Raw genomic sequence first — 15,229 nt, 5'->3', positions numbered from 1 at the left:
CTATTTGTATTGTAATTCAACTGCTGTTGCACCCTTACCATACTCTCGGTAATCGGCATCATAATATTCTAAAAACTCTTGGGTATCCAAATAAGTTCTGATTTCATTTTTCAAGATTCCCTCTCCCACACCGTGAATGGCTATGATTTTACGGATGTGATTTTTACGCGCATTTTTGTAAAACGCTTTGAACTCGCGCACTTGCTTTCTCAATTTCGCGCCCCCATCGTAAGCAGAATCGTCTTCAACAATTTCGTGCATGTGTAAATCTATCTCCCACACTTGCTGTTTGTCTGTGGTATCAAAATCTAAGCGCTGTTCTTTTATGGTGTGCTTGATTTCTGCTTCATACTCTATATTATCCTTGTCGGCATAACCACCTCCAGCATAATTTTCACTTTGTATTTTCACCAATTCCGAAATGGGGTAATCTCTATTAAAACCCGTTTCATCTTGTATAATAACAGTATTTGCGTCTTTGAAGGATTGTATAACGGCATAACCTGCCTCACTCATAAAAGTGACCTTCTCTCCTATTTTATAATTCATTGAAAATTGTAGAAAAATTCGTGTTTAACACCATGTAAATACTCGCCACAAAAGAGGCTATCCAAATGGCCATGACAACTAGTTTAAACAAAAAACTAGCATCTCTTTTGGTTGGAGCAATTAAGACACCATTCACCTGTGAGGCAATAATGGCATCAAATTTTTCTTGCGGAGCTTGTTCTTCATACACCTTAAGGGCCGGTGTATACTCCATTACGATTTGTTTAATTCCTGCAAAGTCCTTGTTACTCAACTCTTCGTAGGTTGAAACATAAGCCAAATGCTCTTCCTTCATATCCTTACGAATGTTGTACAACTTTTGAATATTTCTCACCCTTACCCCTAGGAAAAAACCAAAGGCAACGATGATCCACTCTTGCCATATCCATCCTGCAACTATTACCGTTAAAGAAGAAAGCAAAGCAAAGATTAATTGCAGTAACTCAAACTTTCCAAAAAACATATTTTTCAAGAGTTGACCTCCGTCTAGGGGATCTAAAGGAATGAGGTTTAAGACATTCAAGACCAAAAACAATACACCAATTTCTAGCAACCAACTCATTTCAGTGTCAGATCCAAAATACAAACATGCCAAGCCTACGATAATCCCAGGTAAAGGTCCGGCCAACAACACTAAAGCCCTTTCTTTTTGCGAGTAGATTTTCTTTTTTCCATGTACAAAAGCTCCCATTAAGGGAATAAACAGCATGCGAACATTTTTGTAATTGAAAAGTTTCATGAGGGCAAAATGACCCAATTCATGAATCACCAATACTGCCACAAGCATGAAAATAAGGCTGTAATCACCTCCTAAAAACCACGCAAAAGTAATGATGAAAAGCAAGAGTGAAAACACAGTAGATGCCATGTTTCCCCTACTCTCTTTCTCAACCAAATGCGGTTTTTGAGGATAATAAGATTCAAATTCGTCCATAATTAATCAAAGATAGCAAGAAGATTTAGAGGGGTAAAATAGTAGCTTAAAAATTGTAGTTTTTTGTGCTTGTTTAGACAAAATTTTATTCGTCTGTAGCGTTTAAAAGGGTAAGGTGACCATGACGTAAAACCTCTATTCCATTTCCATCACGTAAACTTAGGCGGTACACATAAACCCCTTCTCGGGCAATTTGACCATTTTCCAAATAACCATCCCATCCTTCACCTTTTTCCTCTGTATGAAAAAGTACTTGGCCGTAACGGTTATAGATGGTAAATGCGTACTGTTCTAATTGGTGATAATTTGTAACCGGATAGAACACAGGGTTAGCACCGTTCACGGAAAATGCATTTGGAATGTAAATCAAAGGTTCTAAAATAACACATGAAATATTTGAAGCGCTTGAATCACTATCTCCTAGAGGATTTGCTCCTTCTTTTGCCTTCACGTAATAACAAACTTGACCCGTAAAATCTTCATCCACAACTCCGGCTAAAGACTCTGAGTAGAACCTATTATTTGCTCCCATTACGGTTAAAGGAAGATCTTCCATCACTCCATCAATACCTCTGTAAATTTCGTAACTCACTGTTGTACCCAAGAATTCTTCATATTCCGTCCATTGCATTTCCACCAAAAGACTAAGGGGGTCTATATTGGTTTGTAGCACCATGTTTTGTACAATGTTGATGGGAGGATACTCATTTCCACAACTATCTATCATTACGGTTTGGTATTCATACACCTCATCATACACATCTACATCTGCATCATAAAAGGTAACAACTCCATTTCCAACGGCTTTTTCATCTATGGTTTCATAGGTCGCATTCAACAGGTTTAAACGTTGCAGTTTCACACTTTGAATACCTCCGTCTAAACTTACTTTATGTACAATTTCAATTTCATCTCCCACCACGCTGGCGTGAGAAATATATGCCACACTAGGACCTGATGCACCTTCCCAAGGCTGGTTATGGATGTTACTCGTTGCTTCTTCTCCGGCTATTCTTGCTACAATTTTAAAATCGTAATCTGTACCTGGAACACGAGCAAAAACATAACTCAATTGATCTGTTGTTCCCTCTAATTGCCATGCCCCTCCTAAAACTCGAGAATACACATCATAAACGATGGTTGCTCCAAAACCTTGGTAGGCAGTCCAGTTCAACTCTACATCTTGTGAACAAGCCGAACTCCCTCCGGTTAACCACATACTCTTGTGTGGCGAACCCTTTGCTGAAGTTTGGTAAGTAGGTGGCGTTGCCATAGTAAAACAACTATCAAAAGCTGCTATTGTAAATCGAAAAGGCCCATCTCCAGTTGGAGTATAGTTATAACTGGTTGCGTTAATTCCGTAGACCGTGTCTATCTCTATAAAAACACCATTGGCATCTTGCATGTAAATTACATAACCATAGGTATCATCTTGACTATTTGCTCCCCAAGTTACCTCATATTGTCCTGAAGCTTCCACAAAACTCACATGTCCAAGTTCAGGAATATCCGGAACGATGTCATCTTGAAAATCATCGCCCTCTATATTGCTGGTAAATGCACAAGTGGTTGTAGGCAATTCTATGCGGTAATTTAAAAAAGCACTACAAATATCTATGGTATCTATATATGAAGTTGTGGTATAAGGAGGTGTTGCTATTAAGGTCCATGTACCCACAGGGTATTCACGGTAAATTTCGTAGTTCGTTCCAAAGCCCGGAAGTGGATTCGTTCGGGGTACATTCCAATTCAAAACCGCCGTACCATTACTAGGATTATTTAACTCTAGAAAGATATTTCGAACGGTATCACTGTAACTGGTAACATTCCCATTATCATTGGAAACAAGTCCTAAGAAAAAAGGATAAGCCTGTGTAGCTGATAAAGTGGAAGCATAACTATTTGTTGCAATCGTATTCGAACTTGTGAGTTGACCGTTGGCCAATTCGTGTACCTGATATTCAACAAAGCTGCCATCTGGGTCTGTAGCTGAGGTCCAATTAATAATTAAATTATTGGTAGCATCGGTTTGTATACAATTAATTTGAGGAGCTGGAATTACGGTTTTCGCCCCTAAAGATTGCGCAACAGAAAAAGTGGTTCCTGTAAACATGACAAGAACCACAGTAATAATGAAAATGAATATTTGTTGACGCAGTTGCATCTGTATTTTTTAACGTTGATTTTCTTGAGTTATTACTTATAGAACGCAAGAAAAAGTAAAAAGTTGTTAGCCCGCTAAGACAACGGTCATATCTTCCCATTTCAGATACTTTTTGGCCATTTCTCTGATTTCTTCTGGAGTAATAGATTTAACCAATTCTATCTTCTGGGTGTAGTAATCGTAATCGAGACCAAAATCTGCTACTCCAAGATACCTGTCCATCATTGCAAAAGGTCCATCAGAGGCCTTAAGCATTTGTCCTATGGTATAATTACGCACCAAGCTCAACTCTTCCTCACTTACTAATTCTGTTTGCAAGCGCTCAATTTCGTGTTTAATTTCTTCCAAAGCTTTATCGGCTACATCCTTACCTACCTCCGTGGAAATAAAGAAGTACCCCAATTTTCTCATTTCTGCTAAACCAGATCCAATACCATAGGTATATCCTTTATCCTCTCTAATGTTAGACATCAGGCGACTTCCGAAATAACCTCCAAAAATGGTATTCATAACCGAAAATTTAAGGTAATCCTCTGCAGTTCTGTTAAACAAAATTCTACCGATGCGTATAGCTGTTTGCACCGCACCTTCCTTTTCTTGTCTAAATTCTCCCTTAGTATTTTCAACTTCGGTTAAGAAATTTGTTGCAAGCTCACCTACCATAGGTTTTACCAATGAGATCATTTCATCGATAGTAATAGGATCTAAATCTCCCACCACACAAACCTTCTGCAAACCTTGCAAGTAATGTTTCTTATGAAAGGCTTGAATAGCCTCTTGAGTTATTTTCGCGTAATCCTCGTATTGAGTAACTGTGCCGTAAGGTGAATTTGCAAAAACATTTTGCGTAAACAACCTACGGGCAATAAAACTAACTTTCTCAGAAGAAACTTTAAAACTCTGTTGCTTTTGATTGATCAATTGATCGACTTCCTTTTGAGGGAAATTTGCTTCAGAAATAGCCTCTATTAACAAAGTAAAAAGGGCATATATATTTTTGCGGAGTCCGTACAAAGTAACCGTAGCCCCTTCTCTTGAAGTTTCTGCATGAAAAAACCCACCCAAACCATCTAAGCGTGCGTGTAACTCATCGGCGCTATACTTTGGAGTACCTGCCATTAACAAGCTATTTGCAAAGGAAGCCAATGCTGGTTGCTCAGCTCTGCTTCCTGCATCGAATACCAAGTCTATTTTTACCGCATCATCTGCCACTGTATTGATCCAGTGTAATTGAATTCCGTTTTTAATATCGAAGTGTTGAGGATGAACAAAAGAGATATCCTCCAAGGTATTTACTTCTGGTTGTATACGTCTATCTAGCATCCTCTTTCGCTTTTATTTTCAACAATGAACAATTCGTTTTCACCATGCGCTCTAGGGCATAGTTTTGTATCGCCGAAGAAGTAATGGCATCATAATGACCTTGCTCCAAGTTTACACCGTTTGCATCTCCCAACAACTCGTGTAAACTTAAATTCATAGCCTTGCTTAAGATACCTTGTTCGGTAAACACTTTTGTAGTTTCTACTTTATTCTTAATCTTGGTTAATTCCTCCACCGGCATGCTATGTGTTTTCACCTCATCGATGACACGCCAGATTTCTTCATCTAGTCTTTCAAAACTTTCTCCTTTGTTAAGTTTCCCAGAAATCATAAGCATACCTTCGTCATGAGCCCCCAAGATGTACGCAGATATCTCTGAAACCAGGTTTAATTCCTTTTTCAATTTCTTGTACAAACGTGAAGATTTTCCACGCCCTAAAAGATCAGACAATAAATCGGCAACATAATAGCGTTCATCTTGCTTACCAGGCATTCTAAAACCGTAATAAAAAGCATCGGCAGGTACAGGTCTTTCTATGGTTTCTTCTCTAAATGCTGTTTGAGCTGGCTCTACGGGCAAGTTACGCAAGTACTTTTCTCCTTGAGGAATATCTCCGTACCACTTTTGCACCATGTCTTCCACCTGAGCATTTTCATAGTTTCCTGCAATGCACAAAACTGCATTCGACGGATTATAGTGCTTTTGGAAAAACGCCTTCACATCTTCCATAGTAGCCTCCTCTATGTGTTCTACCTTCTTCCCTATCGTAGCCCATTGATACGGGTGCACTTTATAGGCCAGTGGTCTAAACTTCAACCAAACATCTCCGTAGGGCTGATTTAAGTAACGCTGTTTAAATTCTTCTATAACGACGTTTCGTTGTACTTCCAAAGACTTATCTGTAAAAGCCAAGTTCAACATTCTATCGCTTTCTAACCAGAGTGCCGTTTCTATGTTTTGAGCTGGAATTACATCGTAATAATTGGTTACATCATTACTGGTAAAAGCATTGCTCTCACCACCCGCTCTTTGCAGTGGACCGTCAAAGTCTGGAATATTTGCAGATCCGCCAAACATCAAGTGCTCAAACAAATGGGCAAAACCTGTTTTGTTGGCATTTTCGTCTCGGGCACCTACATCGTAAATTGTATTTACCACAGCCATAGGTGTTGTTACATCCCTATGGAAAATCACCCTCAACTTATTCTCTAACTCAAATTTGTGATATTCTATCATCTACTAAAATTGAAATTTATCCTCTTGCAATGCTGCAATTGAACTTCTATATTCTGCTATAATTTCTTTTACTATTTCTGCCGCTGGCATTACTTTGTGAATCAACCCAGAAATTTGACCGATTTCTAGTTCTCCTTCTACCAAATCTCCTTCGAACATTCCCTTTTTCGCTCTTCCTCTCCCTAACAATTCTTTCAACTGTTCAGGTGAATTACACGCTTGGTAAGCTTGCTCTACCTTTTGGTAAAATTCATTTTTAATCAAACGCACAGGTGTAATTTCCTTCAATGTCAACATCGTGCTTCCTTCAGCTGCATCCACTACAGTTTGCTTAAAGTTTTGATGCGCCGATGATTCTTCTGAAGCAACAAACCTACTTCCAATTTGTACGGCATCTGCACCTAAGGTCATAGCTGCCAACATACCTTTACCTGTACCTATACCACCTGCAGCAATCAAAGGAATATTTATCGCTTCTTTTACCATAGGGATTAAACAAAGCGTGGTCGTTTCATCTCTACCGTTATGTCCACCCGCTTCAAAACCTTCTGCTACAACCGCATCTACACCTGCAGCTTCTGCTTTTTGCGCAAACTTCACACTAGAAACAACGTGTACTACGGTAATTCCATGTTCCTTTAAGTAAGCAGTATAGGTTTTCGGATTTCCGGCAGAAGTAAAAACGATGGGCACTTTATGTTTAATGATCGTTTCTATGTGCTTGTCTATATCTGGATATAACATGGGTAAATTCACTGCAAAAGGTTTGTCTGTTGCTGCTTTACATTTTATTACATGCTCCTCCAAAATTTCAGGGTACATACTACCCGAACCAATAATACCTAATCCTCCAGCATTTGAAACGGCCGAAGCCAATTCCCATCCTGAACACCAAATCATACCAGCTTGAATAAGCGGAAACTCTATCTTAAATAATTCTGTAATTCTGTTCATCACTCTAATTTTTTCTCCTCTTTTGAGGTATACTAAAGTTGAAAACCACCCCGAAGAGTGGTTTCATTATTTTTAAACTGTTTTCTTTCTGTTGACCCAAATCAATAAGCCTATTCCGAATAATACGAAAGGAATGGAAAGCCATTGACCTGTATTTAAGATCATTCCGGCATCTCTATCTGCCTGACCCACTTTCACAATTTCTACCAAGAATCTTGCGCCAAATAAAAGAATAAGGAAGATAGAAAAAATCAATCCTTGCTTTTCCTTCGCTTTGGTTTTCCAATACATAAACATCAAAACAATGAAAATAACGATGTACGAAAGAGCTTCGTACAACTGTGCTGGATGACGCGGTACGTGTTCCATCACACCATCTCCATTAGTATCTAACATTAAGTCTCTGGTTTCGTTGTTAAAGATAAATCCCCAAGGTAGATCTGTAGGAATACCTACTATCTCGTGGTTTACCAAATTCCCTAAACGTATAAAACAACCAGCAATGGCAATAGGCGCTACTATTCTATCCAAAATCCACAACATAGGTCTTTTAGAAACCTTTTTACTGTAGATAAACAAAGCAATGAGTATGGCAATCGCTCCTCCGTGACTCGCTAATCCACCTTCCCAAACTTTTAAGATATTCAAGGGATGAGAAAAATATCCTTCTTGCCAATAACCATCAGGGTGCATACCGTCCCAATAAGGTCCGTAGAACAACACATGACCTAAACGAGCTCCTACTATGGTTGCTACAACCATGTACATCAACAACTTGTCTAATTGTTCATCTGGAACGCCTTCTTTTTTGAACATGCGTTTTACCACAAAAAAACCGATGAACAACCCGGTAACGAAAAGAAGTCCGTATAAATTAGGTGTACTCCATCCATCAATTAATTCTGCATCAACTTTCCAATCTATAGCTAAATTCACTGTGTATTCTTTAGGATTAAGAGCGAAAGATAATAGTTTTTATGCTTTCTATCTCCTTGAGAAGAAGATATGCTAAAAATGTAAAGAAAAGACGATAAATCCTTGGTGAAATGTTAAAACTGTTCCTTACTTATTTATGCGGTAATGCAATTGAACTAAGCCTGTTTTAAAGGATTTTGTTTCATGCAATTCTAATACATGTTCAGGAATACCCTCTTCAAATAGTTTGACGCCTTGTCCTAAAGTTATGGGGATAATAGAAAGTATAATTTCGTCTAACAAATCTTCTTTCAACAAATTATTTACCAGCTGAGCTCCACCGTCGCAATAGATGTTTTTACCAGCTCTACTTTTGAGGGACCTAACCAATTCCTTCAAGCTTCCGGTATAAAAATGAGTTAGACCAAGGCTTTCTTTAGGCTGACTGGTAACAATATAACTTTCTTTGTCTTGGTGCGGAAAATATCCTACTTCCTTCACTACCCAATCATAGGTTTTTCTCCCAACAATTACCGTGTCTATGGTTTGAACAAAATCGGTATACCCATAATCCTCTCCCTCTACCATCATGGGATTTAGGAAACTTAAATCGTCATTCGGTTTGGCGATATATCCATCGAGTGAACAAGAAATATAAAGGATAACTTTTCTTTGCATAGAGTAGTTTTGTAGCTGTAAATTTAATCTTCTCCCCCTAAAAACAATGTAAATCCGAATACAGCTTTGCAACGCGTACCCAAAATGTTGTCTCTATAATCCATAGATCGGTATAGCTCTGGATTTAAACTGAAGTTCATCAGAGTTTCCATTCCAGCAATAAGACTCACACGAGGTAAAACCCTATGGGTATAGTAAACCGCCAGGATGGGTGATAGCAAATAATGATAATCTGAGAACCCTCTAAACTTATGATTTTTCAACTCCGAATTATAATAGATTGCTTTTACTTCAGACTTAACATGAGTTCCACGTAAAAAACCACCAACTCGCAAACCACTCTTCGAATTAAAGTTTAGAAAATATCCCAGACCTATATCCAAACCTACACCAGTAGCATGATGTCTAAACTCTTTGAGCCAAAAATTCTCTCCTTCTTCCGTACTTAGCCCTACCTCTACTCTTTTAAAAGTAGGATGAAAAGTCTTTGCTTGACTCTCCGGAAATTTAGTTGAAAAAACACCAAAAGAGGAAAAATTAACGCCCACGCTCCAAACAAAATGTTCTTTAAAGACTTTATGTCCGCGGAAATTTGCGGTATTGGCATAACCATTCGTGGCCAAATTAAATTCAAACCTTTCTTGAGCTGTTAGCAGGTTAAGAAATAAAATCAAACAAGCTGTTAAAATAATCCTCATTCGTAGTTTATTTGAACTACGTACAATAATTAAGAAGAGTTGTCCAGACTTTTATACCATCACGATATCAATTTGGTTTCCTTTCGCCGCCGCTTTCTTATCCATCTGATTTCCAAGCACTATTCCGATTAGCATTCCAAAAGGAAAACCTACACCTATTAAACCAGAATTATCCAATACTGAAGAAAGCACAACTCCTATGGGCACACCAAAAACTCCTAATCCGAGGGCCAGCCACATATTTCTGTAATGATGTTTGGTTACAATTTTTGCCTTGCGTTCTAACTTTGATAAAATTCTATTTTGAGATACCCTTAATTGTCGCTTAAAAATTCGAGGGTGATTTTCTATGCCATTCAACAAATCAATTTCTTTATTAATTAGCACAACCAATTCTTCAGAAAGAGAATATTTATTTAAGGTGACTACCAGCTTTTGCAAACGCTGAAACTTTTGTTTCTCCCTATGTCCTGAAAATGATTTCCTGTCTTTTAAATGGTGTAATTTCATGCACTAACTTATTGAATTCTTTTACTTAATTCTTCATTCAATCGAATCTCCAATACATCATTTGTTAGGGTAATAATATCAAATACAAGCCCTTTGTTCATTTGAAAATAAATAAGATTCTTGTCTAAGTTAACGATTAAATTAGAACTAATGAACTTGTAACTTTTTTCGTGTTCCAAGCTAACATTCTGCAAAAGTTGAAAGTTAGAATTATTGATTTCTAAATCCAATTTACTCACGCCGTCACAACCTAAATTAGTGTTCTTATAAAAGGTAAAAATAGTATTCGAAGCTAAGGTAAAATCTTGCACTACGCTATCTGAACAAATACTCCAAACTCCTAATATATTTTGAAGATTCGCCTCCTCGTTTTCCTTTCTTAAATAAGTATAGTAAACGGTCTCTGTTGTTTGATCTAAACCTGTTGAAACCGAAAGTTCAGAACTAATTATCAGCGAAAAATGATTGACTTCCACTATGGTGTACCTGAAGTTCGCTTCACCTTCTTTGAGTATCAATGTTCGAGAAAGAGAATCTTCCACAATTTCATAGGTGAACACAGATTTCTTGTCGGCCTTTAACTTGGTTACATTTTCATTTGAAAAACTAAGAGACAATTCGTTTTCACCTTTCACCGCCTGTACACGATTGGTTAAATAACATGCCTTATAATTATTCTCTATACCTACCAATTGCCAATCACCTAAGAGCAAAGTGGATGCACTAAATTCTGGTAGTGCCTTATTCTTTGTCTGAGAAAAACTCACGTTCGGTATAGCAAGTCTAAAAACTAAAACAAATAGAAATGCGATGAACTTTGGGTTAAACATAGCAGTGTTTTTTTAAGGATTAATAGTGTGTAGCCAAATATATACGCATATTTCAATGTCATGTAAAGAATTGGATGAATCACCTAAAAAACACATTTAACGGTAAAGTTTTTACTCTAAAAATGAGGTCTTAACTTGTGTATAAAAAAGGACTAACATTTACTTAACTCAAACAACGTAATCTCCGGTCTTACATTAAATCGAACTTGCCATAAATGACCTAGGGCTCTATTAATGTATAAGGTTCTACCATCGTGAAGATCTATTTCTCCGGCGCTGTATCTTTCATTTTTAACGGGAAGCATGGGTGGAGGTAAAAAGGGTGGCTTACATTGTCCGCCATGTGTATGCCCCGACAAGATCCATCCTTGGTAATTATTCCACACATCTAAATCGCAGACATCTGGATTATGACAAAGTACGATATTAGCTTTACTTGCATCATGATTTTGCATGAGTTCTTTGTCAAAATTCAACGCCCAATAATCATCAAAACCTATAAAATTCAACCCTTCAAATTCGTGCTGCTCGTTCTTTAACATGGTAAGTCCAGCTTTTTGATTGATTTCACATATTTTGTCTGCCACTTCTTGCATGGCCCATCCATGACCATAATCATGGTTTCCTAAAATACCAACGGTTGCAAACTTTCCTTTTACCGCATGTTGCATCACCTCTTCTAATTGTATCAATTGTCCCTCATTTTCATAGGAAACAAAATCACCGGTATAGACTACGAAGTCGGGTTTATACTTTTGAGCTTCTTGAAATGAGTCAATGAGGTATTGATAGTCAAACCTATCTCCGACATGGATATCACTAATTTGCATGAGTGTTTTTCCTACCAGGTGGTCCGGAAGATTTTTAACGGGCATTTTCACCCTTACATATTCTAACCAAAAAGGTTCGATTTGCCAGGCATACACTCCACTTGCTACACCAACACCTATTGCACTCCAAAAGGTACGTTTTAAGAATTTTCGTCTATCCATCTAATCTTTCCATTATCCAATTCATTAACAAAACTTCATTCACTATAGTCCAAGAATGAGGCTTTCTATTCCCTTTTCTATCGAACCCTTTACCAGTGGTTGTAATCAAAGTCACATCGTCATTCCCTTGCGCACGTAACTCCATCACAAAAGCTGCAATATCAAAAGAGTTAATATCATAATAAGAACACCCCCTTTCTTTGAGCCACCAATCAATGTCGGGTTCATGAAAAAGAATTAAGGAAGCATTTTTTAAGGCAACGGCGTTTCCTCCTCCCTCCTTATGTTGTGAGTAAACAGAGGCATCTTCGTAAGCTTTGGCATTGTAGTATATATCCCCCTTGAAATGCTCAAGAAAATAATTTTCCATGTAATCCGCCTCCCATTTCATCCCAGCCAAGAAATTTTCTTTATTTCGGTCGATTGAAGAATAAAAGCGCGTAAGATCTAAAGGGGAATCTACAGAAAAAGCCCCCTTAATCTGAATGTTGTTTTGTGACTTACCTTGGGCGCAATATGCAGTATAGCGCAAAGCTCTTGCTCCGCTGGCAGAAATACCTCCAATAAAAATATTTTGTCTAGGTATTTGATGATCCTGTACAACTTCAGCTATGATATCGTCTAACATTTGCATGACAGAATCTTCTACAAATAATTCTGGAAAAACAACCGTGGTACTGGTGTAAAGGGTTAAAATTCCTTTTTCAGAACATAAATTTTGAAATTGATAAGGAGAAGCTTTAGCAGTATCGGGTAAACGCGTAAAGTCTCTTACGACCATGCCTTTTATACTATCAGTATCCGGTATTATTTTTAAATAGGCGTTACGCGTACTGTCTTTTGGGTTTTTATAAACGTACACCTCTTTTTGTGCGAAAACAGTTAGATGTACTAAAAGCACCAGTAGTAAGGAAAATTTCATGGATTAGAATTTTCTTTAAAACTAAGGAGGATGATCATGGTTCACAAATGATTTGGTGCAATAGAAGAAGGATTTAGGATTTTTTATCAATAAGCTCTAAAGTTCTGGAAATTGAATCGAAACTCGAATCGAATAAAAAAAAGCTTGAGTCAATTTTATACTCATTCTCAAACCTCATCTCCACGCTCTTTTCTATTCTAGAAAATTTAGAGAACAATGCGGAACAAAAATCAACACCTTCTTTATTAGAAGATCTATCGATGCGAAAAACAGTATCGTTCAAAAGCACGCTATACTCAAAAGCAGTATAATTACAATCCTTAGTATAACAACTTAAATACGGCCTTAACTCTCTTAATACCGAATCTCTGTGAAATTCACCTTTTCCAAGGATTGATATTCCAATTGTCCCAAAATTAGTATTGGTGTAATTTATAACATCCTCGCCATAACCAAAGAAATTTTCACTAATTGCAAGTTCATACTTTACCAAACTATCTTCAAAGGACAATTTAGAAAGAGGATGATTTCTATCCCCTATTTCTCTTCTTATAACCAAAGAATTTAAAACAACGGAAGTTTCAAAAGCTGGCGGAGCATTTTCTTTGCATGACACAACAATAAACAAAAGGATAATCAAATTAACTCCTTTCATTTCCTTACCGCTTTTATTGCATACACCATCGGCAATTTATTCCCCATGTGAACAATTCTATATTTTCTGTCTGCAACTTTCTGGGTATGCTTAAAACAGTTGTAAGGAGAATAATCGTACTCATTCAAAACTTCGATTTCCATACCTGCTTGTATAAGATTGTTCACCACTTCACTAATGGGATGATTCCATGAAACCGCCTTGGCATTAATTTCGACGGTGGAATCTGCATACGTAGCTTCTTGCTCTTCGACGATGGCTTCTGTATTGAAATAGTTGTAGGCCACTTCCTTGAAGTCATAATCAAACATCCAAACTACGGGGTGGAATTCTACAAAATATAAACGTCCATTCGGCTTAAGAAAATGACTTATTACCTTTGCCCATTTCTCCATATCTGGCAACCAGCCTATGGTTCCGTAGGAGGTAAATACCACATCAAATTTTTCATCGAGATGATGGTGTAAATCGTAGACATCACAACAAATAAATGAGGCATCGGCATTTAATTCTTGGGCACAAGCTTTTGCAACTTTGATGGCCTCGTCCGATAAGTCAACCCCTACTGTAGATGCCCCCATGCGAGCTAAGGAAATGGTATCCTGACCAAAGTGACATTGTAAATGCAACACCCTTTTTCCCTTTAAATCTTCGAAGAGATCTAATTCTATTTCATTTAAAGATGAATTACCGGCTTTAAAACTTTCATGATCATAAAAATCTGAGGTTAAATGCGCAGCAATACGCTGATTCCAATTGTCTTTGTTGATGGCGATGTAATTCTCTTCCGGTTTCATGAAGCATGTTTTGTGAGGAAAAGATACTTAAAAAGTTGATTTCTAATTCATCCAAACTATATAGGCATTCAACGAACTTGCAACAAGTATCCAAATGAAATACGGAAGGATGAATATACTCGCCGCCCCTAATTGTTTTCTATAGTTAAACAAGAAAAAACTCACCACTAGGGTTAAAGCTAAGATAACTAAGAGTCCTAATGCTTCTTCGTGGAGATAAAAGAAAAGCGGATTCCAACCTATGTTTAATAGCACTTGAAAGAGGAAAATTAATAAGACTTGTTTTTTGTTCTCTTCTAGGCGCCATAGTTTTTCCATATAGAAGGAAAAGCACAACATAATGGTTGTCCATGCAAAACCAAAGAACCATCCTGGTGGGGTCCATGGTGCTTTGTTGAGTTCCGCATACCAAGTAGAAGAAACTCCTTCGGTAGTAAACAATCCGCCTATAGCTAGAGCACCGAAATTAATGACTAAAAAGATGACAAATGTGAGAATATTGAACTTCATATTAGGCTAACAATAAATTTGTAAAAAGGTTCAATTATAAGCGGATTCCAACTCCAACAAACGCCTTATAGGGCCAATCGTTCTCTCTAATTTCTTTCAAGTTTCCGAAAAAGTTATAGCCATATTTCAACATCACTTTCCTTCCCAAAATAACATTGGCTTCTATTTGCAAACGCATAGCTGGTGAACTAAATGCAATATTAGATTCCTTAAGAAAATTATGTCTATACCTCCCATAATTCACCTGAATATTAAGAGGACCAAGTATATGAAAAAAGGCTACTGCATCTAAACTTGTACTAAAGGGCGTACCATAATCTCCAGGGTAAGCATCTTTATCATGAACAAAAAATCCTCCACGCACACCTAGATATGTTCTGCAAAAAATCTTATGAGCGTAAGTGTATCCTAGTCCACCTGCAGCAACATATCCATCTTCAATTTCAAAATCTAAAAAGTTATTATTTCTTTGCCATCCCGAACTTAACAGTTGCGCATTGGATAAGGTAGAAATACCTACGAGAAGTAAGAGAAGAAGAGTTCTGTATATTTTCATGGCAA

At 37.5% G+C, this 15,229-nt stretch carries 17 protein-coding genes; all 17 read right to left on the bottom strand.

Annotation, left to right across the window (positions count from 1 at the left end; translation table 11 throughout):
- The 17 genes from BM327_RS15370 to BM327_RS15290 all read right to left on the bottom strand — a co-directional run bounded on the left by BM327_RS15370 (position 1) and on the right by BM327_RS15290 (position 15,224).
- Positions 1 to 549, bottom strand: a complete 549-nt coding sequence (locus tag BM327_RS15370; RefSeq protein WP_090253193.1) for a Smr/MutS family protein — start codon at positions 547 to 549, stop codon at positions 1 to 3.
- Positions 539 to 1,483: a site-2 protease family protein gene (locus tag BM327_RS15365; RefSeq protein WP_090253189.1), complete on the bottom strand. Its 945-nt coding sequence runs from the start codon at positions 1,481 to 1,483 to the stop codon at positions 539 to 541. The genes BM327_RS15370 and BM327_RS15365 overlap by 11 nt, the downstream gene beginning before the upstream one ends.
- Positions 1,484 to 1,568: 85 nt before the next feature.
- Complete coding sequence (locus BM327_RS15360) at positions 1,569 to 3,647, bottom strand: T9SS type B sorting domain-containing protein (protein WP_090253185.1); 2,079 nt, start codon at positions 3,645 to 3,647, stop codon at positions 1,569 to 1,571.
- A 66-nt stretch (positions 3,648 to 3,713) separates the two neighbouring features.
- Positions 3,714 to 4,970, bottom strand: coding sequence for a M16 family metallopeptidase (locus tag BM327_RS15355; protein WP_090253180.1), 1,257 nt, complete (start codon positions 4,968 to 4,970; stop codon positions 3,714 to 3,716).
- On the bottom strand, positions 4,960 to 6,207 hold the full coding sequence (locus BM327_RS15350; protein ID WP_090253176.1) for a M16 family metallopeptidase: 1,248 nt from the start codon (positions 6,205 to 6,207) through the stop codon (positions 4,960 to 4,962). Before BM327_RS15350 ends, BM327_RS15355 begins: the two co-directional genes overlap by 11 nt.
- A 3-nt stretch (positions 6,208 to 6,210) precedes the next feature.
- Positions 6,211 to 7,161 (bottom strand): NAD(P)H-dependent flavin oxidoreductase, encoded by a 951-nt coding sequence (locus tag BM327_RS15345; protein WP_396442390.1) that lies wholly within the window; start codon positions 7,159 to 7,161, stop codon positions 6,211 to 6,213.
- Between the two features lie 72 nt (positions 7,162 to 7,233).
- On the bottom strand, positions 7,234 to 8,097 hold the full coding sequence (gene lgt, locus BM327_RS15340) for a prolipoprotein diacylglyceryl transferase (protein WP_090253168.1): 864 nt from the start codon (positions 8,095 to 8,097) through the stop codon (positions 7,234 to 7,236).
- A gap of 126 nt (positions 8,098 to 8,223) precedes the next feature.
- Positions 8,224 to 8,754 carry a dihydrofolate reductase family protein gene (locus BM327_RS15335; protein ID WP_090253164.1) on the bottom strand — a complete coding sequence of 177 codons (531 nt, stop codon included), beginning with the start codon at positions 8,752 to 8,754 and terminating at the stop codon, positions 8,224 to 8,226.
- A gap of 23 nt (positions 8,755 to 8,777) precedes the next feature.
- Positions 8,778 to 9,452 (bottom strand): hypothetical protein, encoded by a 675-nt coding sequence (locus BM327_RS15330; protein WP_090253159.1) that lies wholly within the window; start codon positions 9,450 to 9,452, stop codon positions 8,778 to 8,780.
- Between the two features lie 51 nt (positions 9,453 to 9,503).
- Positions 9,504 to 9,962 carry a hypothetical protein gene (locus BM327_RS15325; RefSeq protein WP_090253154.1) on the bottom strand — a complete coding sequence of 153 codons (459 nt, stop codon included), beginning with the start codon at positions 9,960 to 9,962 and terminating at the stop codon, positions 9,504 to 9,506.
- A gap of 8 nt (positions 9,963 to 9,970) precedes the next feature.
- A complete protein-coding gene (locus BM327_RS15320) occupies positions 9,971 to 10,792 on the bottom strand; it encodes a hypothetical protein (RefSeq protein WP_139230416.1) in 822 nt (273 codons plus the stop codon).
- 152 nt (positions 10,793 to 10,944) lie between these two features.
- Positions 10,945 to 11,784 carry a metallophosphoesterase gene (locus tag BM327_RS15315; protein WP_090253146.1) on the bottom strand — a complete coding sequence of 280 codons (840 nt, stop codon included), beginning with the start codon at positions 11,782 to 11,784 and terminating at the stop codon, positions 10,945 to 10,947.
- Positions 11,777 to 12,706, bottom strand: a complete 930-nt coding sequence (locus BM327_RS15310) for an alpha/beta fold hydrolase family protein (RefSeq protein WP_090253141.1) — start codon at positions 12,704 to 12,706, stop codon at positions 11,777 to 11,779. Before BM327_RS15310 ends, BM327_RS15315 begins: the two co-directional genes overlap by 8 nt.
- A gap of 73 nt (positions 12,707 to 12,779) precedes the next feature.
- On the bottom strand, positions 12,780 to 13,361 hold the full coding sequence (locus BM327_RS15305) for a hypothetical protein (RefSeq protein WP_090253136.1): 582 nt from the start codon (positions 13,359 to 13,361) through the stop codon (positions 12,780 to 12,782).
- A complete protein-coding gene (locus BM327_RS15300; RefSeq protein WP_090253130.1) occupies positions 13,358 to 14,158 on the bottom strand; it encodes a class I SAM-dependent methyltransferase in 801 nt (266 codons plus the stop codon). The genes BM327_RS15305 and BM327_RS15300 overlap by 4 nt, the downstream gene beginning before the upstream one ends.
- 42 nt (positions 14,159 to 14,200) lie before the next feature.
- Positions 14,201 to 14,668 (bottom strand): TspO/MBR family protein, encoded by a 468-nt coding sequence (locus tag BM327_RS15295; protein ID WP_090253125.1) that lies wholly within the window; start codon positions 14,666 to 14,668, stop codon positions 14,201 to 14,203.
- Positions 14,669 to 14,702: 34 nt separating this feature from the next.
- Positions 14,703 to 15,224, bottom strand: a complete 522-nt coding sequence (locus tag BM327_RS15290; protein ID WP_090253120.1) for a hypothetical protein — start codon at positions 15,222 to 15,224, stop codon at positions 14,703 to 14,705.
- Between the last annotated feature and the right edge of the window lie 5 nt (positions 15,225 to 15,229).

Origin of the sequence: Lishizhenia tianjinensis (assembly GCF_900116425.1) — a bacterium.
GTDB classification, from domain to species: Bacteria; Bacteroidota; Bacteroidia; order Flavobacteriales_D; family Crocinitomicaceae; genus Lishizhenia; species Lishizhenia tianjinensis.
This window is presented reverse-complemented; position numbering and strand designations above follow the sequence as displayed.

Bases quoted from the DNA above. Each gene is read 5' to 3' on its own strand.
- BM327_RS15345 (WP_396442390.1), bottom strand. From the start codon at position 7,161: ATGAACAGAATTACAGAATTATTTAAGATAGAGTTTCCGCTTATTCAA.
- BM327_RS15325 (WP_090253154.1), bottom strand. From the start codon at position 9,962: ATGAAATTACACCATTTAAAAGACAGGAAATCATTTTCAGGACATAGG.
- BM327_RS15365 (WP_090253189.1), bottom strand. From the start codon at position 1,483: ATGGACGAATTTGAATCTTATTATCCTCAAAAACCGCATTTGGTTGAG.
- BM327_RS15295 (WP_090253125.1), bottom strand. From the start codon at position 14,668: ATGAAGTTCAATATTCTCACATTTGTCATCTTTTTAGTCATTAATTTC.
- BM327_RS15360 (WP_090253185.1), bottom strand. From the start codon at position 3,647: ATGCAACTGCGTCAACAAATATTCATTTTCATTATTACTGTGGTTCTT.
- BM327_RS15370 (WP_090253193.1), bottom strand. From the start codon at position 549: ATGAATTATAAAATAGGAGAGAAGGTCACTTTTATGAGTGAGGCAGGT.
- BM327_RS15355 (WP_090253180.1), bottom strand. From the start codon at position 4,970: ATGCTAGATAGACGTATACAACCAGAAGTAAATACCTTGGAGGATATC.
- BM327_RS15335 (WP_090253164.1), bottom strand. From the start codon at position 8,754: ATGCAAAGAAAAGTTATCCTTTATATTTCTTGTTCACTCGATGGATAT.
- BM327_RS15330 (WP_090253159.1), bottom strand. From the start codon at position 9,452: ATGAGGATTATTTTAACAGCTTGTTTGATTTTATTTCTTAACCTGCTA.
- BM327_RS15350 (WP_090253176.1), bottom strand. From the start codon at position 6,207: ATGATAGAATATCACAAATTTGAGTTAGAGAATAAGTTGAGGGTGATT.
- BM327_RS15320 (WP_139230416.1), bottom strand. From the start codon at position 10,792: ATGTTTAACCCAAAGTTCATCGCATTTCTATTTGTTTTAGTTTTTAGA.
- BM327_RS15305 (WP_090253136.1), bottom strand. From the start codon at position 13,361: ATGAAAGGAGTTAATTTGATTATCCTTTTGTTTATTGTTGTGTCATGC.
- BM327_RS15315 (WP_090253146.1), bottom strand. From the start codon at position 11,784: ATGGATAGACGAAAATTCTTAAAACGTACCTTTTGGAGTGCAATAGGT.
- BM327_RS15300 (WP_090253130.1), bottom strand. From the start codon at position 14,158: ATGAAACCGGAAGAGAATTACATCGCCATCAACAAAGACAATTGGAAT.
- BM327_RS15290 (WP_090253120.1), bottom strand. From the start codon at position 15,224: ATGAAAATATACAGAACTCTTCTTCTCTTACTTCTCGTAGGTATTTCT.
- BM327_RS15310 (WP_090253141.1), bottom strand. From the start codon at position 12,706: ATGAAATTTTCCTTACTACTGGTGCTTTTAGTACATCTAACTGTTTTC.